Origin of the sequence: Streptomyces spiramenti (genome assembly GCF_012034385.1) — a bacterium.
Taxonomy (GTDB): Bacteria; Actinomycetota; Actinomycetes; order Streptomycetales; family Streptomycetaceae; genus Streptomyces; species Streptomyces spiramenti.
On sequence record NZ_JAAVJB010000021.1, the window covers coordinates 19,324 to 42,267 of the forward strand.

Genomic DNA, 22,944 nt, shown 5'->3' on the forward strand with positions numbered 1-22,944 from the left:
GCTCACACCCTATTCGGCAAACGGTTGCAGTCAATAGCTGCACGAAGTCTTGACGCGGGCCGATTTCCGAGCGAGAGTTCCGCAACCGCTTGCCGTCGAGGGGAGAAGCAGTTCCGATGAAGGTACTTGTCACCGGTAGTGCCGGGCGTTTCGGCCGCAGTGTCGTGGCCGGTCTGGCCGCCGCGGGACACGAGGTGGTCGGGGTGGATCTCCGCCCCGGCGACGCGGGCCCCTGCGCCGCGGTCCAGTCGGCGGACGTGTCCGACGTGGGCGAGGCGTTCCAGGTGGTGGCCCGCCACCGCCCGCAGGCCGTGGTGCACCTCGCCGCGATCGCCGCGCCCTTCAGCCACAGCGGTGGACTCACCTACCGGGTCAACACCCAGGCTGCCTTCGGCGTCTGCGAGGCCGCGGTGCAGCTCGGCGTGGAGCGCGTGATCATCGCCTCCAGCCCGACCGTCATCGGCTACGGGGCCCCCGGCGGCTGGACGCCGGACTACCTCCCGCTGGACGAGGACCACCCGGTTCGGCCGTGGAACGCCTACAGCCTCTCCAAGGCCGCCGCCGAGCAGGCCATGCGGTCGTTCACCCTGGCCGCCGCGGGGAAGGTCCGCTTCGCCGCCGTCCGCCCCTGCTTCGTCGTCGCTCCGGAGGAGTGGACGGGCGCCAGCACGCAGACCGGTCACACCATCGCCGAACGTCTGGACTCCCCGGAGATCTCCGGACAGGCGCTCTTCAACTACCTCGACGCCCGAGACGGCGCCGAGATGGTGGAGCAGCTGCTGCGGGCGCTGCCGGAGATCCCCAACGGCGAGGTCTTCTTCGCCGGGGCCCCGGACGCGCTCTCCCGCGAGCCCGTCGCGGCGCTGCTCCCGCGTTTCCACCCGGGCACCGAGAAGTTCGCGGAGTCCGTATCCGGGACCGACCCGGTCTTCTCCACCGCCAAGGCGGAGCGGCTCATCGGCTGGCGCCCCAAGCGCAGCTGGCGGACCGAGCTGCCCGAGCACGACGTGATCCGCACCAAGGACGAGGTCCCCAGCACATGAACCACACAGGGCCCTGGGGAGGAAGCCGCCGGCGTGCTCACAGCGCCGCCGCCACCTCCGCCCCGCGGAACCCGGCAGTCGCCGGCTCCGCCCCGGCCGTCGTGAAGGAGGGGTCATGACCGCCCCCGCGACCGCCAACGCCACCGCCTCGGCGGAGCTCCCCGTCATCACCGGTCTCCGTGCCGGCGTCAGCAGCGCGGAGCTGAGCCGCCCCTGGGGGGCGGCCGTCCCCGCCAACCATGTGGTGGTCTGCGAGGTCTCCCTCTCCGACGGCCGCACCGGCACCGGATTCGGCTGGACCCCGCAGATCGGCGCCGCCGCGGTGCACGCGCTGCTCACCACCGACGTCCGTGACGCGGTGATCGGGCTGCCCGCCCACCCGGAGACCGTCTGGGACGCCGCCTGGAAGCACGTCCACGAGGCGGGTGCGGGCGGGATCACCACCCTCGCGCTCTCCGCGGTCGACATCGCGCTGTGGGACCTGCGTTCCCGTACGGCCGGCCTCACCCTCGCCGACGCGATCGGCCGCCGCCGCGAGACCGTCCCGGTCTACGGCAGCGGGGTCAACCTCCACTACCCGCTGGCGGAGCTGGTGGCGCAGGCGCAGCGTTGGGCGGACCGCGGCCTCAAGGCCGTCAAGATCAAGGTCGGCAACCCGGACGTCGCGGTCGACGTCGAGCGGGTGACCGCGGTCCGAGAGGTCATCGGCCCGGACGCGCTGCTGATGGTGGACGCCAACCAGCGCTGGGACCTGCCGCGGGCCAAGCGGGCGCTCACCGCGCTCGAACCCCTGGACCTGCACTGGATCGAGGAGCCGCTGCCCGCCGACGACGTGCAGGCGCACGTCCGGCTGCGGGGCGACACCGGGGTGCCGGTCGCGGTCGGGGAGAACGTGCGCACCGTGCAGGGCTTCCGCGACCTGCTGGTCGCCGGCGCCTGCGACGTGGTGCAGCCCAACATCACGCGGGTCGGGGGCATCACCCCCTTCCTCCGCATCGCGGAACTGGCCCGGGTCTTCACGGTCCCGCTCCACCCGCACCTGCTGCCCGACCTGTCGGCACAGCTGGCGTGCGCCCTGCCGCTGCCGGCGATGGTCGAGGACATCGAGGACGCCTCCTTCGCGGCACTGGGACTGCTGCGCGAGCCGTACCCGATGCGCATCGAAGGCGGCACCGCGCACCTGTCCGGCGGCGCCGGGCACGGGATGCACTTCGCCGACGCACCGTGGGAGTCCACGACGCCATGAACACCACCCCAGAGCCGCAGCGCGTCGTCCTCGCGGGAGTGCACGGATACGGGCGGAACTACCTGCCCGTGCTCCGCGAACTCACCGCCGAGGGCGCCGCCACCCTGGTGGGGGTCTGCGACCTCCGCCCGGTGCCCGCCGAGATGCTGGAGGGCCTCGGGACCCCGGTCCACGGCCCGGACCTCGGTGCGCTGGTGCGCGAGACCGGCGCGGACGTCGCCGTCATCGCCACCCCGCTGCACACCCACACCGCCCTGGGGCTGGCCGCCCTGGAGGCGGGGGCGCACCTCCAGCTGGAGAAGCCCCCCGCCGTCTCACTGGCGGAGTTCGACGCGCTGCGCGAGGCCGCGGACCAGCTGGGCCGCGTCTGCCAGGTCGGGTTCCAGTCCCTCGGGTCGGGTGCCCCGGACCGGGTCCGCGACCTGGTCCGCGACGGGGCGATCGGCACGGTGCGCGGCATCGGCGCACACGCCGCCTGGTCACGGGACACGGCCTACTACCAGCGCGCGCCCTGGGCCGGCCGCCGACGCCTCGACGGCGTCGACGTCGTGGACGGCGCGCTCACCAATCCTCTGGCGCACGCGGTGGCAACCGTGCTGGCGCTGGACGGGGGCGCGGTGGAATCGGTCGAGACCGAGCTCTACCGGGCCTTCGACAACGAGACCGACGACACCTCGTGCGTGCGGGTCCACACCTCCGGCGGACTGGCCCAGGGCCGACCGCTGGTGGTGGCCGCGACGCTGGCGGCGCCGGTGCAGCAGCCCCCCGTCATCACCGTGCACGGCGACGCCGGGAGCATCTCCTACTGGTACACCGAGGACCGGGTCCGCCTCACGCGGCCGGGCGCGGAACCCGAGGAGACCACGCACGGGCGGGCCGTGCTGCTGCGCAACCTCCTCTCCCACCTGGCCGCCGCGCGTGACGGCGCGGCCGACCCGGCCCCCCTGCTGGTCCCGCTGGCCTCCACCGAGGGGTTCATGCGGGTGCTGGAGTCGGTGCGTACCGCGCCCGACCCCCGGCAGCTGCCCGCGGAGGACCTGCCGGGTGAGGGGGGTGCCCGTCGCCGGGTGATCCCCGGGATCACCGAAGTGGTGACGGAGGCGGCCGAACAGCTCGCTCTCTACTCCGAACTACCGCGGTTCGCCGCACTGGCCGGGAGGGCCGCATGACCGACATCCAGGAGAGGCCGCCCCAGGCGGACCCGGCGACGCCCCAGGCCTCGGCCGCGGGCAACCCGCCGGGCGGTGTGACCAGCCACCACACCCTGCAGATCAAGAAGCGCCGCCGCAAAGAGGCGCTGATCGCGCATCTGTTCCTCGCGCCGTGGTTCGTGGGCCTGATCGCCATCACGTCCATCCCGCTGCTGGCGTCGCTGTACCTGTCGTTCACCGACTACCACCTGATCCGGGACTGGGGGTGGGTCGGCTTCGACAACTACCGTCAGATGTTCTTCGACGACCCGCGGTTCCTCAAGGCGTTGTCGAACACCACCATCTACGTGCTGGTGTCGGTGCCGCTTCAGCTGACGTTCGCGCTGGCGCTGGCGCTGGTCCTGGACCGGGGCGTGCGGGGTCTGTCGATCTACCGCTCGGTCTACTACCTGCCCTCGCTGCTGGGTTCCAGCGTCGCCATCGCCATCCTGTGGCGGAAGGTCTTCGGCGCGGACGGCCTGTTCAACGAGTTCCTCGGCTTCTTCGGGTACGAGGGCACCAGCTGGGTGGGCGACCCCTCCACTGCGCTCGGCACCCTGGTCGTCCTGAACGTGTGGACGTTCGGCTCGCCGATGGTCATCTTCCTCGCCGGCCTGCGGCAGATCCCGCCGAGCTACTACGAGGCGGCGAGCATCGACGGCGCCGGCACGATGCGGCAGTTCTTCTCCATCACCCTGCCGCTGCTGACCCCGATCATCTTCTTCAACCTGGTGCTCCAGCTGATCGGCGCCTTCCAGTCCTTCACCCAGGCGTACGTGGTCTCCGGGGGCAACGGCAGCCCGGCCGACTCCACGCTCTTCTACACGATGTACGTCTACCAGAAGGGCTTCAACTCCTTCGAGATGGGCTACGCCTCGGCGATGGCCTGGGTCCTCGTGCTCATCATCGCCGTCCTGACCGCGGTGAACTTCCTGATGTCGAAGTATTGGGTGTTCTACAGTGACAAGTAACCACGACACCGACCGCGGCGGGCTCAAGGTCAAGGACGCCGACCGCGCGGGACTCAACGACACCGCCATGGCACGCGTGCTGCTGTGGTTCCGCGGGCGGAGGGTGTTCACCCACATCGGGCTGATCCTCTTCGGCCTGGTGATGCTCTACCCGCTGCTGTGGATGGTCTCCTCCTCGCTCAAGCCCGAGGACGTCATCTTCCGCGAGCAGGGCCTCATCCCGACGAGCATCACCTTCGACAACTTCATCGCCGGCTGGAACGCGCTGCGGCACCCCTTCAGCCACTACATGTTCAACTCCGCGATCATCACCGCGGGTGCGGTGGTCGGCAACCTCCTGGCCTGCTCGCTGGCGGCGTACGCGTTCGCCCGGCTGGAGTTCCCGTTCAAGAAGTTCTGGTTCGCGGTGATGCTCGGCACGATCATGCTGCCGCTGCACGTGGTCCTGGTCCCCCAGTACATCCTGTTCTCGGAGCTGGGCTGGATCAACACGTTCTACCCGCTCATCGTGCCGAAGTTCCTGGCCACGGACGCGTTCTTCATCTTCCTGATGGTGCAGTTCATCAGGACGCTCCCCCGTGACCTCGACGAGGCCGCCCTCATCGACGGGGCCGGTCACTGGCGGATCTTCAGCCGGATCATCATCCCGCTCTCCACGCCGGCGCTCGCCACCACCGCGATCTTCACCTTCATCTGGACCTGGAACGACTTCCTGTCCCAGTTGATCTTCCTCACCAACCCGGACATGCACACCGTCCCGGTCGCACTGCGGACCTTCCTGGACTCCAGCGGGGATTCCTCCTGGGGACCGATGTTCGCCATGTCGGTCATCGCACTGGGCCCGATCTTCGGGTTCTTCCTGGCCGGCCAGAAATACCTGGTCCGCGGTATCGCCACCTCGGGTCTGAAGTAGTTAGAGAATTCAAAGGAGAGTTCAGTGACCACTCACACCAAGCACCTGACCCGCAGAGTGCTGCCGGCCCTCGCGGTGGTCGGCGCGATGACCCTGACGGCCTGCGGCGGCGGCAACAGCGGCGGCGGCGAGGACGGCGACATCACCCTCCGCGTGGCCTGGTGGGGCAGCGACCACCGCCAGCGCATCACCGAAGAGGCGATAGCCAAGTTCGAGGAGCAGAACGAGGGCATCACGATCCAGCCCGAGTACTCCACCTTCGACTCCTACTACGACCAGCTGACGACGCAGGTCGCCTCCAACGACGCGCCCGACGTGTTCGCCGTGGAGATCCGCCGCTTCGGCGAGCTGGCCCGCGGCGGCGTGATGGCCGACCTCGGCGACAAGGTCGACACCGGGGACCTCAACGCGGAGCTGCTGGAGTCCGGCGCCATCGACGGCACCCAGTACGGCATTCCGACCGGGGCCAACGCCTTCGCCATCATGGCCAACACCAAGGTCTTCGAGGACGCCGGCCTGGAACTGCCGGACGACACCGCCTGGACCTGGGAGGACTACCTGGAGCTGAGCGCCGAGCTCACCGACGTCAGCGACAGCGGCATCTACGGCACCCAGATCAGCAACAACGACGCCTGGCTGCGCGTCTTCTCCGCCCAGCAGGGCGAGGAGTTCTACACCGACGGCCAGCTCGGCATCACCGAGGAGACCGTCACCGACTGGTTCCAGTACCAGCTGGACCAGATCGACCAGGGCGCCTCCCCCGACGGCCCCCGCAGCGTCGAGATCGGCTCCAACGTCGAGACCTCGCTGATCGCCACCAACACCGGCGGCATGGGCATGTGGTGGACCAACCAGCTGGGCACGCTCTCCTCCGGTTCCGGTGAGAACGTCGAGCTGCTCCGCATGCCGAACGCCGGCAACGGAGGCGGCGGCGGCATGTTCCTCCAGCCGACCATGTTCTGGGCCGTCAGCGGCAACTCCCCCGAGCAGGAAGCCGCCGCGAAGCTGGTCGACTTCCTGGTCAACGACCCCGAGGCCGGCGCCATCCAGGGCTCCGACCGCGGTCTCCCGATGAACTCCTCCGTGCTCGACGCCGTCCGCGACGGGCTGCCCGAGGAGGACCAGAAGTCGCTGTCCTTCCTGGAGGACATCAGCGACGAGACCGACACCCCGCCCACCGCGCTGCCCAGCGGCGCCGGTGAGATCCCCAACCTGCTGACCCGCTACAGCGAGGAGGTCTACTTCGGCCGCATGACGCCGCAGGAGGCCGCCGCGCAGTTCGTCTCCGAGGCGAACGGCACCCTCAGCTGACCGGACCCGGGGGTGGGCGGTACCGAAGCATCTCGAACCACCGCACGAGGAGAGACCACCCGTGACCCGCCGTTACGCATTCGTCGGCCTCGGCCACCGCGCGCAGATGTACGTCGACGCGCTGCTCGGTGACTGGAGCGACACCGGGGAGATCACCGCTCTCCTCGACACCAACCAGACCCGGATGGACTTCTACAACGAGCGGATCGCGGCCACCGGCCGTTCCGCCGTGCCCACCTTCCGGCCCGACGGTTTCCAGCAGATGCTGGAGCACTGCGACGCGGTCGTGGTCACCTCGGTGGACAACACCCACGCCGACTACGTGGTCGCCGCCCTCGACGCCGGCCGCGACGTGGTGGTGGAGAAGCCGCTGACCGTGGACGCCGCCGGCTGCGAGGCCATCGCCGCGGCAGCCGAACGCAGCTCCGGCGAGATCGTCGTCACCTTCAACTACCGCTACTCGCCGCGCAACACGGCGCTGCGCGAGGCGATCGCCTCCGGTCGCATCGGCGACGTCACCAGCGTCAACTTCGAGTGGACGCTGGACACCATCCACGGCGCGGACTACTTCCGGCGCTGGCACCGCGACCGGGAGTCCTCGGGCGGCCTGCTGGTGCACAAGTCGACCCACCACTTCGACCTGGTCAACTGGTGGCTGGACGCCCGCGCCGAGATGGTCTTCGCCCAGGCGGACCTGCGGTTCTACGGCGACGGCAACATCGAGGGCCCCCGGCCCGAGCGCTCCCACGGCGCGCCCGGCCTGGGCACCGACCCGTTCCTGCTGGACATCGGCGCCGACGCCCGCCTGAAGCGGCTGTACCTGGACGCCGAGGCGGAGGACGGGTACGTCCGCGACCAGGACGTCTTCGCCCCGGGCGTGACCATCGACGACAACATGGCCGTGCTGGTCCGCTACGACAACCGGGCGCTGCTGACCTACTCCCTCAACGCCCATGCCCCGCACGAGGGTTACCGGGTGACGGTCAACGGCACCAAGGGGCGGCTGGAGCTGGAGGTCTGCGAGCGGTCGTGGACCCCGCCGCAGGACGCGGTGGACCCCTCCGCCACCGGCAAGGCCAACGCGCAGGGCGCCTTCGACCGCCTGACCGTCCAGGAGCACTGGAAGCAGGCCGAGGAGCTGCCGATCCGCAACGGCGAGGGCGCGCACGGCGGCGGCGACAAGCTGCTGCTGAACGACGTCTTCCGGGGACCGGGCCAGGACCCGCTGGCCCGGCAGGCCGGCTTCCGCGACGGCATCCGCTCGGTGCTGATCGGCGCCGCCGCGAGCCGCTCGGCCCGCACCGGCGTCCCCGTCACGCTGACCGACTCCGGGACGCGGCTGACGCCGGAGGCGTCCGGCGCCTGACCCGCGGCGGCACCCGCCGACAGGTGCCGCCGCTCCGCGTTTCCCGGTGCCGTCGACGGCCGCCGGCGGCCCGTCGGGCCGCGGTGGCCGCCGGCGGCTCCGGCACGTCACCACCGGTGGCCGCCAGGCCCCGCAACCCCACGCCCCGACCGACGAAAGGCACCCCATGACCCGGCCCGACCTGCGGCTGACCCACACACCCGGCGACCGCGTCGAGCTGCGGCACCAGGACGTCACCCTCTTCTCCTACGTCTACCGCCCGGAGGCGGCCTGGGAGGCCCCCAAGCCGTACCTCCATCCGCTGCGGACCCTCTCGGGCGGAGTCGTCACCGACTACCGCCCCAACGACCACCGCTGGCACAAGGGCCTCCAGCTGACCGCCTCCCACCTCTCGGGACAGAACATCTGGGGTGGCCGCTGCTACGTCCACCCGGTCGGCTACCAGCCGTTCCCGGAGCGCCTGGGCTCGATGGAGCACGACGGGTTCGAGGGGCTGACGGAGACCGAGGACGGCGCCGTGATCGCGGAGCGGCTGACCTGGCGCAACCACGACGGCGACGGCTGGGTCGAGGAACGGCGCCGCATCGAGGCCCACCAGGTGGACCCGGATGCCGGGGCGTGGACGCTGACCTGGTCCTCGACGATGACCAACGTGCGCGGCGAGGAGCTGCGGTTCGGTTCGCCGACGACCGCCGGGCGCGAGATGGCGGGGTACACCGGGCTGTTCTGGCGCGGCCCGCGGGCCTTCCGCAACGGGAAGGTCCTCGGGCCGGAGGGCGAGGGCCAGGAGCTGATGGGCAGCCAGGGCGCCTGGCTGTCCTACTCCGGTGAGTTCGACGGCATCGACGGTCACGCCACCGTCGTCTTCGAGCACGCGCCCGCCAACGGGCAGGACGGTTCGGGGGCCGAGCACCCCTCACACTGGTTCGTCCGCAGCGACCCGTTCGCCGCGGTGGCGCCCTCCTGGGCGTTCTTCGACGAGCTGGTGCTGCCCCCGGGCGAGTCCCTGGTCCGGCGCTACCGCGTGGTGATCGCCGACGGCGCCTGGGAGCGCGAGCGCACCGAGAAGTACCTGGCGCAGCTGGCCTGGTGAACCCCGGCCGTCACCCGGCCGGTCGGCTGCCGGGTGACGGTGCAATGCCGTGGCGGCGATGGGGCACGGCCCGTTAACCTCCGCGCCATGGCCGATGCGATCTTCTCCCACCCGCGACTCGCCGCGGTCTACGACCCGCTCGATCCCGACCGCGGTGACCTGGTGCCGTACCTGCGGATGGCGGAGGAGTTCGCCGCACGTCGGGTCCTGGACATCGGTTGCGGGACAGGTGTGTTCGCACTGCTGCTCGCGGAGGACGGCGTCGAGGTGACCGGCGTCGATCCGGCGCCGGCGTCGCTGACGGTGGCCCGTGCCAAGCCCGGCGCCGACCGGGTGCGCTGGATCGAGGGAGACGCCACCGTGCTGCCGCCGCTGCGCGTGGACCTGGCGACGATGACCGCCAACGTGGCGCAGGCGATCGTCGAGCCGGACGTCTGGGCGGGCACCCTGCGCGGGGCCCGCGCGGCGCTGCGTCCCGGCGGCCGGCTGGTGTTCGAGACGCGCGTCCCCGCCCGACGGGTGTGGGAGCGGTGGACGCGGGAGCGCACCCACCGGGTGTCGGAGGTGCCGGGGGTCGGCCCGGTGGAGAACTGGGTGCAGGTCACGGCGGTCGACGGCCCACTCGTCTCGTTCCGGTGGCACTACGTCTTCGGTTCGGACGGCGTGACGCTGACCTCGGACTCCACGCTGCGGTTCCGGGAGCGCGACGAGGTCGGGGACGACCTCACCGCCGCCGGGTTCACGGTGGCGGAGGTCCGCGACGCCCCGGATCGGCCCGGCGGCGAGTGGGTCTTCGTCGCCCGCCGGTCGGGAACGGGCGGCTGAGGCTCGCGGGCCTCAGGGGGCGGCGGTGGCCCGGACCGCCGGGGTGAAGGAGCCCCAGTGGCCGTCGGGGAGCTTCGCGCGCACGGTCACCGCGTGGCGGGCGCCGGGCTCGTCCACGGTGAGCGTGTGGGTGATCCTGCTCTCCGGGGCGTCGGCTCCCCACAGCAGCGTCGTGGTGAACTCCCCGTCGAGGTGGATCTGGTACTCCAGTACCGCGGCTCCCGTCACCGGCGGGGTCCAGCTCAGCTCGACGGTCGCGGGCGCGGAGCCGGGGCGCGCTTCGAGCCCCCGGGGGGCTGTCGCGGTGCCGCTCTCCCCCGCGTCGTCCGCGCCGGGAGTGGTCAGCCGGAGTTCGGGGCCGGGCCCGGAGACGTTGTCCCCGGCGTCGCGGGCGACCACGGTGAACACGTAGTCCGTTCCGGGGCGCAGCCCGGTGACCAGGGTGCCGGTCTCCTCACCGGGAACGCTGTGGATGGCCGTTCCGCTCTGGTGGATCTCGTAGCCGGTGACGCCCACGTCGTCCTCCGCGGGCTCCCAGGTCAGGGTGACCGTCCTCGGACCGTCCGCCGTGCCGGTCAGCTCACCGGGGGGCGTCGGTGGTTCGTCGTCGTCGGTCTCGACGCCCAGGGTGGTGGTGGCGGCGGCGCGGCTCTCACCGGACTGTCCGGCGGGTCCCTTCGAGCGGACCGTGAAGTCGTAGGCGGTGGCGGGTTCCAGGCCGGTGACGTCGACCATGTACTCCTCCGCTCCGACGGTCGCCGCCTCCTCGCCGTCGCGGTGCACCGTGTACCCGGTGACGCCGGCTGCGGGGTCGGCCCGGTGCCACATGACGTGGACGGTGGAGGAGCTGGTGGCCTGCGCGGTCACCCCGGAGGGGGCGGGCGGGCGTTCCCGGCCCGCGGCATCGCCACCGCAGGCGGTGAGGGCGAGGCCCAGCAGCAGGATGAGGGCGAGCACGGCGGTGTGGGGGGTCCGTGTCACGGTCGTACCTTCCAACCGGAGTAAAGGTCTGGACCACAATGGCGGCTCGGGGGCGGCGGGGCAAGGGTCGGGGCGGCACCCGGCACCGGGCGCCGCCCCGACCTCCGCCGGGCGGGTCAGCGCAGCCAGGCGTGATGACGCACGAGGGGCGCCCGCTCCCAGGCCCGCCCCAGCCCCCAGGTGCGACCGGCCGCGCAGACGGCCATGGCCACCATCACCAGGGCGTAGACGACGTGCGCGTCGACCACCGGGTTGGGGGACATGGTGGGCGAACCGTCCGCGAGCACCCGTGCGACCGGCCACTCGGCGGTCCAGAGCATCAGCATCATCACGGTGCCGCCCGCCGCCGCGAGACGGAGACCGATCCCGGCGACCAGGGCGACTCCCAGTCCCAGCATCCCGGCCATGTAGGCGAAGTCCACCCACACCGCCCCGGCCCAGCCGTTGAACGTGCTCTGCAGCGGGCCGGCGGAGACCCCACCGAGGTAACCGGCGGCAGGAGCTCCCCCGTTGACCCAGGCTGACTCGGTCGGAGTGGCGTAGCCGAGCCCGAGCGTCTTGTCGAGGAACGCCCAGAGGAAGAGCAGGCCGGTGGCGATGCGGAGGACCGCGAGCACCCGGGCCGGGGTGGTGTGCGGCTCGGGGACCGCGGTGCCCTCGCGGCGCCGCTCGCGCGGGGCCGACGACGTGGGCGCAGGGGCAGGCTGGACTGACATGGGGGAGGTCCTTCCGGTCGGGGGGGGGCCGTCAAACGCGTGCTGAATCCGCCCTGACCAGTCGACTCCGCCCGCCGACCTGATCGCCCGTCCTGTACCCCGGCGTGACTCCCCCACACCCCCGGAACCGTCTCGGCCGGGACAGCTCCCTGCCCGGACGCGGCCATACGTCTCCCACCTGCGTCGATATCACCCCGGCGGACCCGAGGGCCACGAGGACGACCGAAAACCGCCGACCGATCGGCCCGGACCGCCGCCGGGCGCCGGCACCGGCCCGGCACGCGCCCCGTGGAACGCCGGCGGCCGGGACTGACGCCTGATCATGCGAGCTGCACAGCAGCCGAGTTACCCGGCCGACGGGCCACGGACGGGCGCGCGCCCCTCCCCGCCACGCGCGGCCGGTGGCCACCGCCGCCCACCGCAGGGAGGTGTCGGTCGCGGAAACGCGCAGAAACTCCGCCGTGAAACATCTATTGACCAGGGACATGCCTGTACATACGCTGCGCATGTTCATGGTTGTCCCCATACAAAGCGGGGTGTGCGTTCGATGCGGATCGCAGTGGTCGGTAGTTACGGAGCGGGCCTCACCATGCGGGTGCCCCGGTCACCCGCGCCGGGTGAGACCGTCTCCGGCGGAGAGTTCGACGAGGGCCCCGGAGGCAAGGGGTCGAACCAGGCGATCGGGGCCGCCCGGCTCGGTGCGCGGGTCTCGCTGCTCACCGCCGTCGGGGACGACACCTACGGCCGTGCCGCCCGCGACCTGTGGGCCCACGAGGGGGTGGACTCCTCCCACGTCGTCACGGCGGACGCCCCGACGATGGTGGGCTTCATCCTGGTCGAGCCCTCCGGCGAGAACCGCATCGCGATCGCCCCCGGCGCCCTGGACCGGTTGACCCCGGACCACCTGGCCCCCTTCCGCCCGGCGATCGCGGAGGCCGACGTCCTCGTCGTCTCCATGGAGATCCCGGCCGACGTCGTCCTCGGGGCGCTGCGCGTGGCGAGGGAGTGCGGGACGACGACCCTGCTCAACCCCGCCCCAGCCCGGCCGCTGGCCGACGAGGTCTGGCCTCTCGTCGACGTGATCACCCCCAACCAGACCGAGGCCCCCGTCCTGCTCGGTCTCGACGAGGACGCCGTGCCGACCGACCGGGAGCTGGTGGCCCGGCTGCGGGAACGCACCGGCGGGACCGCCGTACTCACCCGCGGCGGCCTCGGCGCACTCGTCGACGACGGCTCCGGGGTGCGGGAGGTACCGGCCCGGCCGGTCAGCCGCGTGGTGGACACCACCGGTGCCGGCGACGCCTTCACCGCCGCGCTGGCGGTCGCCCTGGCCGCGGGCGAGGACATCGCCGACGCCGTCTCCCGAGCCGCAGCGGCCGGGGCCCACGCCGTCACCGTCGCCGGCGTGATCCCCGCCCTGCCGACACCGGAACAGCTCACGGCCGTGCCGACCCACGACACGGACCGCACCCACGCCGAGAGGAACGACACCGCATGACCACCACCACCGCGCCGGCGCGGGGGTTCGTCCCCGACCTGCGCAGACTGCTGCACGCCCGGGAGGCGGGGGTGTTCGCCGCCCTGGTGCTGCTCTTCCTCCTCGGCGTGGTGCTCTCCCCCGGCTTCGCCTCCTCCGACAACCTGCTCTCCGTCGGGCAGCAGATATCCCAGATCGGGATCATGGCGGTCGGCGCGACCTTCGTCATCGTCAACGGCGAGATCGACCTCTCGGTCGGCTCCGTCTACGCGCTCTCCGCGATCTGCACCGGCATGGCCATCGCCGACGGGATCGCTTGGCCGATCGCGGCCCTCATCGGACTGGCCGTCGGGTCGCTGGCCGGTCTGCTGAACGGTCTCGCGGTCGTCCTGCTGGGAGTGCCGTCCTTCATCGTCACCCTGGGCACCCTCAGCGTCTACCGGGGCGTGGCGCTCCTGATCTCCGACGGTGCCCCGATCTCCCTGAACAACGGCATGCCCGGCGTCGCCGAGTTCAGCCTCCTCGGCCAGGGCCGCCTGTTCGGCGTGGTGCCCATGCAGTTCGTCATCTTCGCGGTGGTCGCCGCCATCGGCGTGGTGCTGCTCTCCCGCTCCCGGCTCGGTTTCAACAGCTACGCCGTCGGCGGCAACCAGGAGGCGGCGCGGCTGGTCGGCATCAACGTCAAACGGGTGAAGCTGAGCGCCTTCGTCCTCTCCGGATTCACCGCGGCGCTCGCCGGTGTGCTGGGACTGTCCTTCCTCTCCTACGTGCAGGGGGTCACCGGCAGCGGCCTGGAGCTCACCGTCATCTCGGCGGTGATCATCGGTGGCGCCGCCCTGTTCGGCGGGTCCGGCACCGTCTGGGGCACGGTCATCGGCGTCACCTTCATCGGACTGCTCCAGAACATCCTCAACATCAAGGGAATCTCGTCCTTCTGGCAGACCGTCGTCACCGGTCTGGTCATCGTCGCCGCCGTCGCGGCCGACACCTGGCAACGCAGACGCAAGACCCGCGCCTAGCGACCGTCCCCTCTCCTCCCCCACACCGCGCCCGGTCGCTCACGCGTCCCCGCGCCCCCGGAAACCCGCGCATGTGACACAGGAGCCGCAATGTCCTTCCGCACCACCGTCAGATCCGTCATGACGGCCGCCGCCGTCACCGCCACCGCCGCGCTCGCCGCCGGGTGCGGGGCCGTCACCGCCGCCGACAGCGGCGGCTCCGAGGAGGGCTTCGAACTCGCCTCGTACATCCAGGAGCGCGTCGACAACGGCGACCCGCTGCGGATCAAGCTGAGCTACCACGACCCCTCACTCGCCTTCGCCACGCCGATCAGCCAGGGCATGAACCGCGCCGGGGAGGAGCTCGGCACCGAGGTGCAGCTCATCGGGCCCACCGGCGGCGACGCCGGGCAGCAGGTCTCCGAGCTGCAGACCCTGATCCAGCAGAAGGCGGTCGACGGGCTGGCCGTCTCCTCGGCCTCCAGCGACGCCCTGCGACCCGTCATCGCCCAGGCGTACGACGCCGGCATCCCGGTGATCTCCTTCAACACCGACAACCCGGACTCCCGCCAGATGGGCTTCGTCGGCCAGGACCTGCGCGGCTCCGGTGAATCCCAGGCCAGGGAGCTGCTCGACGTCCTGGGCGAGGACGCGACGGGCAAGGTCGTCGTCTTCTCCGTGGACACCGGCGCGGGCTGGTCCCACGACCGGTTCGGCGGCTTCCGCGACGGGCTGGAGGGCAGCGGCCTGGAGATCGTGGGACCGGTGAACGTGGGCAACGAGCCCAACGCCGCGTACAACACCGTCGAGTCCACCATGGCGGGCCAGACGGGCGTCGCCGCCATAGCCGGCCTCGACTGCTGCTCCACCACGGCCGCCGCCAAGTGGACCGCGGAGTCGGGCAACGCCGACGGGATCGCCGTCGTCGGCTTCGACGTGCTGACCGCCACGGCCCAGTACATCGAGAGCGACGTCGTCGACTTCACCATCAGCCAGAACCCCGCCGAGCAGGGGTACCAGGCCGTCAAGGTCCTCCACGACTTCGCGGTCGACGGCACCGAGATCAGCGGCGTCGACACCGGCTCGGAGTTCGTGACCAAGGACAACCTGGACGACACCCCGGTGGAGGACTGATGACCGCCCCGGCCACGGCCGGCGCACGAGGCGGACCGGCGGTGCGCGTCACCGGCCTGGGACGGAACTTCGGACCGGTCCGCGCCCTCCACGACGTCTCCTTCGACGTCCCCGCGGGCGAGGTGACCGCGCTCCTCGGGGAGAACGGCGCCGGCAAGTCCACCCTGCTGAAGATCCTCGCCGGTCTCCAGCCGCCCAGCGCCGGCACCGTGACGGTGTTCGGGGAGGAGGTCACCTCCCACGACCCCGCCACCGTGCTCGCGCGGCACGGCGTCGCCATCGTCCCGCAGGAGCTCAGCCTCCTGCAGGACCGGAACGTCGCGGAGAACGTGCTCTCCGGCGTCGAGCCCGGCGGACGCTGGTTCCCCTCGCGCCGCGCCATGCTGCGCCGGACCCGGGAACTGCTGGCGGAGCTCGACCTCGACCTCGACCCGTCGGCGTCGGTCGGCTCGCTGGACCTCGCCACCCAGCAGCTGATCGTCGTCGCCCGCTCGGTGGCCCGCGGCTGCCGGGTGCTCATCCTCGACGAGCCCACCGCCATGCTCACCCCGGCGGAGGCGGAGCGGCTGTTCGTCCTCATGGACCGGCTCAAGGGCCAGGGCGTCACCATGCTGTACGTCTCGCACCGGATGCCCGAGGTCTTCCGGCTGGCCGACCACATCCAGGTGCTCCGCGACGGCACCCACGTCGCGGGGTGGAGCCGGGCGGAGACCAGCCCCGACCGCGCCGTCGCCGCGATGGTCGGCCGGGACCTGGCGGAGGTCACCGCCCGGGCGGGCCACCAGGGCGCCCCCGAGGGCCCGCCCGCCCTCGTCGTCCGCGACCTCAGCGGGCGGCGGCACAGCGGGATCAGCTTCGCGGTCCGTCCCGGGGAGATCCTGGGGGTCGCCGGACTGCCCGACTCCGGGCGCGTCGAGCTGCTGCACAACATCTTCGGCGGCGACCGCGGCACCGGCGGCGAGGTCGAGGTCCTCGGCAGCCCGTACGAACGGCGCGACCCGATCGCCAGCGTCGGCAGGCGGCTGGCCTTCGTCCCCGGTGAACGCCGGGCGCAGGGGCTGCTGACCACCATGAGCGTCGGCCGCAACGTCGGCGCCCTCACCACGAAGCTGTTCTCCCGGTTCGGGCTGGTACGTCGGCGGGCGTTCGACCGCAACGCCGCCGACCAGGCGAAGAAGCTGCGGGTGAAGACCGCGTCGCTGGACCAGCCCATCACCAACCTCTCCGGCGGCAACCAGCAGAAGGCCGTCCTGGCGCGCTGGCTGTCGATCAACCCCGGGGTGCTGATCCTCGACGAGCCGACGCGCGGTGTCGACGTCGGCGCCAAGGCGGAGATCTACGAGGAGCTGTTCGCCCTCGCCGACCGGGGGCTGGCGATCCTCTGCTCCTCCTCCGACCTGCCCGAACTCCTCGCCGTCACCGACCGGATCGCCGTCCTCAGCGAGGGCCGCCTGGTGGAGACCGTGGCGACGGCAACCGCCACCGAGGAATCGATCATGACCCTGGCCACCGGCGCCGGGCCCGCCGGCGCCGCCGAGGCGGCCGACGAGCAACCGGCCGCCGGACACCACGCACCGGAAGGAACCACACCATGAAGCGTCGAGGCATCCTCAACGACCGGCTCAGCGCCGCCCTCGCCACCCTGGGCCACACCGACCTCGTCCTCGTCGTGGACGCCGGGTTCCCCGTGCCCCGGGAAGCGGAGCGGATCGACCTGGCGATCAGCGAGAACCTGCCCGACCTGCGCACCGTCCTCGGGCTGGTGGCGGACGAGCTGGTCGTCGAGGGCGTGGTCCGCGCCGAGGAGGTGCCCAGCAACAACCCGCTGCTGGACTCCTGGTTGCAGGAGCGCTTCACCGACGCGGCGTTCACCACCCGGACCCACGCGGACATGCTCGGCGAGGTCGCCCGCGCGGCCAAGGTCGTCGTCCGCACCGGGGCCTTCGAGCCCTGGGGCAACATCGGCCTCTTCTGCGGCGTCGACGTGCCCCGCTGGTTCGGCGGTGAGGGCGTCGTCGCCCCCGCGTACTACGCCGACAAGCTCTGACCGCACCGCACCCCCACCCCGGCCGTCCGGGCGCGGGCCCGTCGGCCCCGCCCGCACCGCCACCGAACAGATGGAGAGAGAACCAGACATGTCCGAGACCTCGACCACCGCGCCCGCCGAGCCGGACCTCGCCGCCGCCGAGCTGGCGCGGTACATCCAGCACACCCGTATCGACTCCCGCGCCACCCGCGAGGACATGGTCGCCCACGCACGGGAGGCCGCGCAGTACGGCTTCAACGCGGCGATGGTCCCCGCCTCGTGGGTCCCCGTGGTCAGCTCCGAACTCGCCGGCACCGGCGTGGAGGTCGCCTCCGCCCTGGACTTCCCGACCGTCGGGGTGATGACCAGTGCCGGAAAGGCCGCGGAGGCCGCCGAGATCGCACGGCTCGGCGCCACCCAGCTCGACATCGGCGTCCAGATCGGCTGGCTCAAGAGCGGTCGCCACCAGGAGTTCCGCGACGACATCGCCGGTGTGGTCCGGGCGTTCGGCGGCCCGGTCAAGGTGATGCTCGAACTGCCGCTGCTCACCGACGAGGAGAAGGAGACAGCCGTCGAACTGGCGCAGGACGCGGGCGCCGCGTACCTCAAGAACGCCAGCAGCGGGCAGATCGAGACCGCGAACCCGACGAGCGTTCGGTACCTTGTGGAGCGGGCGCGCGAGGGGGTCCGGGTCAAGGCGTCCGGTGCGATCACCGGCTACCAGCAGGCCGTGGATCTGCTGCGGGCCGGGGCGGTGCTGCTCGGCACCAGCGCCGGGATCGCCCTGGTGACCTCCTCGGCCGACGCCGGGACCAAGAGCTACTGATCAGGTGAAGGGCCGTGCCCGTGCGGGCACGGCCCACGCGGGTGAACTCCCGGAAGGAGCACGGTGAGGGTGACGGCGGACGACGAGGAGCCGGCGGGCATCAAGCGCGATGTCCCGACAGCGATCCACGTCCAGATCTCGGAGCACATCCGGACCCGCATCGCCGCCGGGGAGTGGCCCGCCCACTACCGGCTCAAGAGCGAGCCGGAGTTGGCCCAGGAGTTCGGCGTCAGCCGCGGCACCGTGCGGCGGGCACTGGCCACCCTCATCGCCGAGGGGCTGTTGCGGCAGGTGCGCGGACGAGGCACCTTCGTGACCTCCACCACCATCGAACCGGCCATCGCGCAGAAACTGAGCACCCTCTCCGAGGACTTCGCCAGCCAGGGAGTGGTCACCGACACCCGCGTCCTGGAGTCGGCGACGCTGTCGCCCCCGCGGCCGGTCGCCGCCCTGCTCGACCTGGCCCCTGGCGGCCGGGTACTCAAGCTGGTCCGGCTGCGCAGCACCGAGGACGGCCCGGTGGCACTGCTCTTCAACTACGTCCGCACGGACTTCACCCCCGGCATCGAGGAGGTCGACTTCGAACGCTCCAGCCTCTTCGGGGTGCTGGAGGGCAGCTACGGGCTGAAGATCGGGGCGGCCCGCCGGACCTTCAGCGCCGAGCCGGCCTCGGCCGAGGTCGCGGCGGCGCTGGAACTGGTGGAGGGCGCACCGGTGCAGTACCTCCAGCAGGTCACCTACCTGGCCGACGACCGGCCGGTGGAGTACTCGGACGTGTGGATCCACAGCGGCCGTCTGCACCTGACCTCGCTGCTGCGCCGCCGCTGAGACGAAGCCGCCGCGCGCCCCGCGGGGGTGTGCGCGCGGCGGCTACGACAGGGACGGCGGCGCCCGTCGACGGCGGCGACCGGCGGAGGAGCTACCCGAGGTGCCCGGCGCCACGCTGTTCGGGGCGTCGGCCGAGGGGGCGGGCCCGGTCGGAGCCGGGGAGGTCGGCCCGCGGCCGACCCGGGGTGCTCGGCCCGGTACGGAGCGAGGCGAGGTAGGCGTTGTACGCCTCCAGTTCGCGGTCGCCGTTGCGGTCGGCGGCCCGGTCGCTGCGGCGCGCCCGGCGCTGCTCGGAGGCGTGCCACTGGATGACGAGGGCGATCAGCACGATGACGGTGGGGATCTCGCTGAAGGCCCAGGCGATGCCGCCGGCCGCCGTCTGGTCGGCCAGCGGATCCACGCCCAGCGAGGCCGGGGGATCCGCGTAGGTCGCGATCATCGGCGAGGTGCCCATCATCAGCGCGATGCCGAAGAAGGCGTGGAACGGCATGGTGGCGAACAGCTCCAGCATGCGCATGACGTGGCCGGGCCGGTGGGGGCCGGGGTCCACTCCCATGATCGGCCAGAAGAACACCAGGCCGATCGCGAGGAAGTGCAGCATCATCGCGAGGTGGCCGGCGGCGCTCTCCATGAGCAAGTCGAAGAGCGGGGTGAAGTAGAGCCCGTAGAGGCTGGCGATGAACATCGGGATGGTGAACAGCGGGCTGGAGATCACGCGCACGTAGCCGCTGTGCAGCAGTGAGCGCAGCAGCTCCCGCGGCCCCGTCCGCCCGCGCGGCGCGGCGGGCAGCGCCCGCAGGGCGAGCGTCACCGGTGCGCCGAGCAGCAGCAGGATCGGCGAGAGCATGCTGATGACCATGTGCTGCGTCATGTGGACGCTGAACAGCACCATGCCGTAGTCGTTGAGCGCCGTGCAGGTGACCAGCAGCACCGAGACGATGCCGAGCACGAACGAGGTGGTCCGGCCCGCCTGCCAGCGGTCGCCGCGCGATACCAGTCGGGCGACGCCCCAGAGGTAGAGCCCCAGGACCGCGAGGGACCCGATCAGGAAGACCGGGTCCGGACTGATCTCGAACGCCCGTGCGTAGCTGAACGGTGGCAGGTCCGCGCCACCGTGATCGCCGTGTCCCATCCGGCCGCTCCCGTTCCGTACCGATTGCCCGGACCAGCATAGATCGCACCGTCGCGCTCCTCGGCGCGGGGGCCGTCGGGGCCGACCGCAGCGCGGACACGTCGCCGCCCGCGCCCCGGAGCGGGGTGCGGGCGGCGGGACGCGTCGCGCGGAGTGGCGCCGCGGCTCAGGCGGGCTGGGCGGCGGACGCGATGCGCTCGGCGCGCAGCGCGTCGTACCAGCGGTCGTCCACCGGCGGCAGCGCGTTGACGTCGAGCGCGAGCTTCAGCAGGTGGTCGGCGACCAGCGGGTTCCGGGCGAGGACCGGACCGTGGAGGTAGGTGCCGAACACGGTGTCGGCCCAGGCCCCCTCGTTGCCGTCGCCGATCCCGTTGCCCTTGCCGAGCCGCACGGTCGCCAGCGGGCGGGCGCCGGGACCGATGTGGGTGACGCCCTGGTGGTTCTCGAAGCCGGTCAGCTCCGGGAGTCCGAGGGTGGGGTCCACGTCGGCGAGGACGTCACCGACGCAACGCTCGGCCTCACCGCGGACGCTGACGACGTCCAGGAGGCCGAGGCCGGGCTCGGGGTTGCCGAGGTCGTTGACGAACTCGTGGCCGAGGATCTGGTAGCCGGCGCAGACGGAGAAGACGATGGCTCCGTTGTTGACGGAGCGCTGGAGTCCGCCGTCGCGCCGCAGCCTCTCGGCGGCGAGCCGCTGCGGGCGGTCCTCACCGCCGCCGATCAGGTAGATGTCACCCGAGGTCGGGATCGGCTGGTCGGACCGGACGTCGATCCGGTCGACCTTGAGCCCGCGCCGCCGGGCGCGACGCTCCACGACGAGCACGTTTCCCTGGTCGCCGTAGGTCGACAGCAGGTCGGGGTAGATCCACACCACGCGGAGGCTGGTGTCAGTCATGGCTTGACGTCCCTTCGGGTGGTGGAGGGTCAGTTGCCCACGACGCGGCGGACGTCCTGGAAGGCGGTGTAGTTCGCGATCAGTTCGATCCTGCCGGGAGGCAGCGCGCCGATCGCCTGCTGGAGGGTGTCGTGGACCGTGAACTCCAGTCCCGCCACCTCCAGTCGGACCGCCAGGTCCAGCCGCCGGTCGCCGATCACGGCGATCGGATGGCCGGCGAGCCGGGTGTAGTCGACGTCCCACAGCCAGGAGGTGTCGGTGCCGTCGGCGCCCCGCGCGTTGACCGAGAGCACCACCGGGGTGGGCGGCGGGTCGATCAGCGAGAAGGTCTCCAGCCAGCCGGCCGGGTTCTTCGCCAGCAGCAGCCGCAGCTCGCGCTCCTGGTAGGAGACCACGTCGTAGCGGCCGGCGACGGCGGCGACGGCGTACATCCGCTCCAGGGCGACCTGCGGCGCGATACCGAAGACCGCGGCGACGGCGGCCGAGGAGGCGGCGTTGGCCTTGTTGGCGCGGCCGGGAAGCTGGAGGTGGATCGGCCAGGCGGACCCGTGCGGGTCCAACACGTGGTCGCCGGAGAGCACCCAGGTCGGCTCGGGGCGGGCGAAGCCGCACTCGCCGCAGACGAAGCCGTCGTCCGGGCGCTGGAGCACACCGCCGCAGGCGGGGCAGGACCAGGCGTCGTCCTTCCACTCCTGCCCGGCGGCCACCCACACCACATGGGCGGAGGAGGAGGCGGCCCACACGACCAGCGGGTCGTCGCAGTTGGCGACGATGGTGGCGGTGGAGCCCTCCAGGCCGGTGCGCCAGTGCTCGGCGAGCATCCGGGTCTCGGCCGCGCGGTCCAGCTGGTCCCGGGAGAGGTTGAGCAGGGCGATGACCTTGGGCGTGACGTCGCGGGCGACCCCGGCGAGGTACTTCTCGTCCACCTCGATGACGCCGTAGCGCGCCTCGGAACCCCCGGCCAGCGCCGAGGTGATGCCTGCCGGCATGTTGGCGCCCAGCGCGTTGGAGACCACCGGGCCGCCGGCGCGCAGCGCCTCGGCGATCAGCCGAGTGGTCGTGGTCTTGCCGTTGGTCGCCGAGACCAGCACCACATCGAGGTGCCCGGCCAGACGGGCGAGCAGGTCGGGGTCCAGCTTCAGGGCCACCCTGCCCCCGATCACCGACCCGCTACCGCGGCCCGCGGCCCGGGACACGGCTGCCGCTGCCTTACCCGCCGTCACTGCCAACCTGGCGCGCGGCGACAGCGGTTCAGTGCTCTCCGTCATCGTCTCTCTTCCTCCTTGCCCCTTGGTGGGGCCCACCCTATCGACCTCGGGGAGTGCCTCTGCCTCGCGGCGCCGCGGCGGGCCGAGTGGCGTGCGGCACTCGCGCCGGCCGCGACGCGCACACCTCGGGCCCGTCCACGGCTTTCGCCCCACTGGTCACCCATATGATCCGATCAACTGTTGTGCACCGATGGTGCGCATTACGGTGCGGAGAGTGACCTGCGTGCCGCAACATCAGGAGTTCCCATGATCTTGTCCGTCTCCGGCGTCGTCCTTCTCGGGATCATCATGTTCCTCTTCTTCCGCAAGGACGGCATGAAGCCGCTGCACGCGGCGGTCTGCGCCATGTTCGGCTTCTACCTCGCCGGAACCGCGATCGCACCGAGCATCCAGGCCGGGAGCGACAGCCTCGCCAGCCTCCTCGGCGGCATCGCCCCCTGACCCGTCCGATCCCGGTGGCGGGCGGGGGCAGGGCGCTCCCACCGCCGCCGGCCGGCCCCCGCGGAGGTATCCGGTGCTGGAGAAGATCCGTTCCCTGTCCACGCGGACCACCGGCCTGGTCGAGGCGGTCCGCAACCCGAACGACCTCGGCGCCCCGTCCGCCCTTCCCCGACTGCTCTGGGCCGGGCTGCGCGGACTGGGCGCCGGGGCGCTCGCCCGCTGGCGCGCGACCCCGCGCGACCGGCGGCTGCCGCTGGCCGCGGT

Annotated in this window: 23 protein-coding genes; 18 read left to right on the forward strand and 5 right to left on the reverse strand. The window is 72.0% G+C overall.

The features are described from left to right. Positions 1-116 precede the first annotated feature (116 nt). The 9 genes from HCJ92_RS04950 (at position 117) to HCJ92_RS04990 (ending at position 9,958) form a co-directional block, all read left to right on the forward strand. Complete coding sequence (locus HCJ92_RS04950) at positions 117-1,043, forward strand: NAD-dependent epimerase/dehydratase family protein (protein WP_167932176.1); 927 nt, start codon at positions 117-119, stop codon at positions 1,041-1,043. 115 nt (positions 1,044-1,158) lie between these two features. Next, entirely contained in the window at positions 1,159-2,289 is a 1,131-nt protein-coding gene (locus HCJ92_RS04955; protein ID WP_167932177.1) for a mandelate racemase/muconate lactonizing enzyme family protein, read from the forward strand. Further along, a complete protein-coding gene (locus tag HCJ92_RS04960) occupies positions 2,286-3,458 on the forward strand; it encodes a Gfo/Idh/MocA family protein (protein WP_167932178.1) in 1,173 nt (390 codons plus the stop codon). Before HCJ92_RS04955 ends, HCJ92_RS04960 begins: the two co-directional genes overlap by 4 nt. Beyond that, on the forward strand, positions 3,455-4,450 hold the full coding sequence (locus HCJ92_RS04965) for a carbohydrate ABC transporter permease (RefSeq protein ID WP_167932179.1): 996 nt from the start codon (positions 3,455-3,457) through the stop codon (positions 4,448-4,450). Before HCJ92_RS04960 ends, HCJ92_RS04965 begins: the two co-directional genes overlap by 4 nt. Before the next feature lie 67 nt (positions 4,451-4,517). Beyond that, a complete protein-coding gene (locus HCJ92_RS04970; protein ID WP_167932201.1) occupies positions 4,518-5,363 on the forward strand; it encodes a carbohydrate ABC transporter permease in 846 nt (281 codons plus the stop codon). Positions 5,364-5,387: 24 nt separating this feature from the next. Continuing rightward, entirely contained in the window at positions 5,388-6,674 is a 1,287-nt protein-coding gene (locus HCJ92_RS04975; RefSeq protein ID WP_338054027.1) for an ABC transporter substrate-binding protein, read from the forward strand. 61 nt (positions 6,675-6,735) lie between these two features. Beyond that, entirely contained in the window at positions 6,736-8,040 is a 1,305-nt protein-coding gene (locus tag HCJ92_RS04980) for a Gfo/Idh/MocA family oxidoreductase (RefSeq protein ID WP_167932180.1), read from the forward strand. A 166-nt stretch (positions 8,041-8,206) separates the two neighbouring features. Then, positions 8,207-9,133 (forward strand): DUF6807 domain-containing protein, encoded by a 927-nt coding sequence (locus HCJ92_RS04985; RefSeq protein WP_167932181.1) that lies wholly within the window; start codon positions 8,207-8,209, stop codon positions 9,131-9,133. A gap of 87 nt (positions 9,134-9,220) precedes the next feature. After that, on the forward strand, positions 9,221-9,958 hold the full coding sequence (locus HCJ92_RS04990) for a class I SAM-dependent methyltransferase (RefSeq protein WP_167932182.1): 738 nt from the start codon (positions 9,221-9,223) through the stop codon (positions 9,956-9,958). 12 nt (positions 9,959-9,970) lie between these two features. Here HCJ92_RS04990 and HCJ92_RS04995 read toward each other — a convergent pair whose 3' ends face one another. Then, a complete protein-coding gene (locus tag HCJ92_RS04995) occupies positions 9,971-10,939 on the reverse strand; it encodes a fibronectin type III domain-containing protein (RefSeq protein ID WP_338054028.1) in 969 nt (322 codons plus the stop codon). A gap of 116 nt (positions 10,940-11,055) precedes the next feature. After that, the gene (locus tag HCJ92_RS05000) at positions 11,056-11,655 is read right to left on the reverse strand and encodes a DoxX family membrane protein (protein WP_167932184.1); all 600 of its coding nucleotides are present in this window, start codon (positions 11,653-11,655) and stop codon (positions 11,056-11,058) included. A gap of 547 nt (positions 11,656-12,202) precedes the next feature. On the opposite strand from HCJ92_RS05000, the gene HCJ92_RS05005 reads away from it, so the two are divergent. The 7 genes from HCJ92_RS05005 to HCJ92_RS05035 all read left to right on the forward strand — a co-directional run bounded on the left by HCJ92_RS05005 (position 12,203) and on the right by HCJ92_RS05035 (position 18,944). Then, positions 12,203-13,153 carry a ribokinase gene (locus HCJ92_RS05005; RefSeq protein ID WP_167932185.1) on the forward strand — a complete coding sequence of 317 codons (951 nt, stop codon included), beginning with the start codon at positions 12,203-12,205 and terminating at the stop codon, positions 13,151-13,153. Further along, positions 13,150-14,151, forward strand: a complete 1,002-nt coding sequence (locus tag HCJ92_RS05010) for an ABC transporter permease (RefSeq protein ID WP_167932186.1) — start codon at positions 13,150-13,152, stop codon at positions 14,149-14,151. The genes HCJ92_RS05005 and HCJ92_RS05010 overlap by 4 nt, the downstream gene beginning before the upstream one ends. Positions 14,152-14,241: 90 nt before the next feature. After that, complete coding sequence (locus HCJ92_RS05015) at positions 14,242-15,264, forward strand: sugar ABC transporter substrate-binding protein (protein WP_167932187.1); 1,023 nt, start codon at positions 14,242-14,244, stop codon at positions 15,262-15,264. Continuing rightward, a complete protein-coding gene (locus HCJ92_RS05020) occupies positions 15,264-16,859 on the forward strand; it encodes a sugar ABC transporter ATP-binding protein (protein ID WP_167932188.1) in 1,596 nt (531 codons plus the stop codon). The genes HCJ92_RS05015 and HCJ92_RS05020 overlap by 1 nt, the downstream gene beginning before the upstream one ends. Beyond that, positions 16,856-17,311: a D-ribose pyranase gene (gene rbsD, locus HCJ92_RS05025; RefSeq protein WP_167932189.1), complete on the forward strand. Its 456-nt coding sequence runs from the start codon at positions 16,856-16,858 to the stop codon at positions 17,309-17,311. The genes HCJ92_RS05020 and rbsD overlap by 4 nt, the downstream gene beginning before the upstream one ends. A gap of 88 nt (positions 17,312-17,399) precedes the next feature. Next, on the forward strand, positions 17,400-18,116 hold the full coding sequence (gene deoC / locus HCJ92_RS05030; protein WP_167932190.1) for a deoxyribose-phosphate aldolase: 717 nt from the start codon (positions 17,400-17,402) through the stop codon (positions 18,114-18,116). A 69-nt stretch (positions 18,117-18,185) separates the two neighbouring features. Further along, positions 18,186-18,944 carry a UTRA domain-containing protein gene (locus HCJ92_RS05035; RefSeq protein WP_167932191.1) on the forward strand — a complete coding sequence of 253 codons (759 nt, stop codon included), beginning with the start codon at positions 18,186-18,188 and terminating at the stop codon, positions 18,942-18,944. Positions 18,945-19,035: 91 nt separating this feature from the next. On the opposite strand, the gene HCJ92_RS05040 is transcribed toward HCJ92_RS05035, so the two are convergent. The 3 genes from HCJ92_RS05040 to HCJ92_RS05050 form a co-directional block, all read right to left on the reverse strand. Continuing rightward, the gene (locus HCJ92_RS05040) at positions 19,036-20,076 is read right to left on the reverse strand and encodes a cytochrome c oxidase assembly protein (protein ID WP_167932192.1); all 1,041 of its coding nucleotides are present in this window, start codon (positions 20,074-20,076) and stop codon (positions 19,036-19,038) included. Positions 20,077-20,242: 166 nt separating this feature from the next. Then, positions 20,243-20,971 (reverse strand): type 1 glutamine amidotransferase, encoded by a 729-nt coding sequence (locus HCJ92_RS05045; RefSeq protein ID WP_167932193.1) that lies wholly within the window; start codon positions 20,969-20,971, stop codon positions 20,243-20,245. Between the two features lie 29 nt (positions 20,972-21,000). Next, entirely contained in the window at positions 21,001-22,239 is a 1,239-nt protein-coding gene (locus HCJ92_RS05050) for a MurT ligase domain-containing protein (RefSeq protein WP_167932194.1), read from the reverse strand. Between the two features lie 246 nt (positions 22,240-22,485). Here HCJ92_RS05050 and HCJ92_RS05055 point away from each other — a divergent pair, with 246 nt between their 5' ends. Both HCJ92_RS05055 and HCJ92_RS05060 read left to right on the forward strand, forming a co-directional pair. Beyond that, a complete protein-coding gene (locus HCJ92_RS05055; protein ID WP_167932195.1) occupies positions 22,486-22,680 on the forward strand; it encodes a hypothetical protein in 195 nt (64 codons plus the stop codon). A 73-nt stretch (positions 22,681-22,753) separates the two neighbouring features. Continuing rightward, positions 22,754-22,944, forward strand: a 191-nt coding sequence (locus HCJ92_RS05060; RefSeq protein ID WP_167932196.1) for a hypothetical protein, incomplete at its 3' end; no start/stop codon positions are given.

Bases quoted from the DNA above. Each gene is read 5' to 3' on its own strand.
- HCJ92_RS04950 (WP_167932176.1), top strand. From the start codon at position 117: ATGAAGGTACTTGTCACCGGTAGTGCCGGGCGTTTCGGCCGCAGTGTC.
- HCJ92_RS04955 (WP_167932177.1), top strand. From the start codon at position 1,159: ATGACCGCCCCCGCGACCGCCAACGCCACCGCCTCGGCGGAGCTCCCC.
- HCJ92_RS04960 (WP_167932178.1), top strand. From the start codon at position 2,286: ATGAACACCACCCCAGAGCCGCAGCGCGTCGTCCTCGCGGGAGTGCAC.
- HCJ92_RS04965 (WP_167932179.1), top strand. From the start codon at position 3,455: ATGACCGACATCCAGGAGAGGCCGCCCCAGGCGGACCCGGCGACGCCC.
- HCJ92_RS04970 (WP_167932201.1), top strand. From the start codon at position 4,518: ATGGCACGCGTGCTGCTGTGGTTCCGCGGGCGGAGGGTGTTCACCCAC.
- HCJ92_RS04985 (WP_167932181.1), top strand. From the start codon at position 8,207: ATGACCCGGCCCGACCTGCGGCTGACCCACACACCCGGCGACCGCGTC.
- HCJ92_RS04990 (WP_167932182.1), top strand. From the start codon at position 9,221: ATGGCCGATGCGATCTTCTCCCACCCGCGACTCGCCGCGGTCTACGAC.
- HCJ92_RS05000 (WP_167932184.1), bottom strand. From the start codon at position 11,655: ATGTCAGTCCAGCCTGCCCCTGCGCCCACGTCGTCGGCCCCGCGCGAG.
- HCJ92_RS05005 (WP_167932185.1), top strand. From the start codon at position 12,203: ATGCGGATCGCAGTGGTCGGTAGTTACGGAGCGGGCCTCACCATGCGG.
- HCJ92_RS05010 (WP_167932186.1), top strand. From the start codon at position 13,150: ATGACCACCACCACCGCGCCGGCGCGGGGGTTCGTCCCCGACCTGCGC.
- HCJ92_RS05015 (WP_167932187.1), top strand. From the start codon at position 14,242: ATGTCCTTCCGCACCACCGTCAGATCCGTCATGACGGCCGCCGCCGTC.
- HCJ92_RS05020 (WP_167932188.1), top strand. From the start codon at position 15,264: ATGACCGCCCCGGCCACGGCCGGCGCACGAGGCGGACCGGCGGTGCGC.
- rbsD (WP_167932189.1), top strand. From the start codon at position 16,856: ATGAAGCGTCGAGGCATCCTCAACGACCGGCTCAGCGCCGCCCTCGCC.
- deoC (WP_167932190.1), top strand. From the start codon at position 17,400: ATGTCCGAGACCTCGACCACCGCGCCCGCCGAGCCGGACCTCGCCGCC.
- HCJ92_RS05040 (WP_167932192.1), bottom strand. From the start codon at position 20,076: ATGGGACACGGCGATCACGGTGGCGCGGACCTGCCACCGTTCAGCTAC.
- HCJ92_RS05045 (WP_167932193.1), bottom strand. From the start codon at position 20,971: ATGACTGACACCAGCCTCCGCGTGGTGTGGATCTACCCCGACCTGCTG.
- HCJ92_RS05050 (WP_167932194.1), bottom strand. From the start codon at position 22,239: ATGACGGAGAGCACTGAACCGCTGTCGCCGCGCGCCAGGTTGGCAGTG.
- HCJ92_RS05055 (WP_167932195.1), top strand. From the start codon at position 22,486: ATGATCTTGTCCGTCTCCGGCGTCGTCCTTCTCGGGATCATCATGTTC.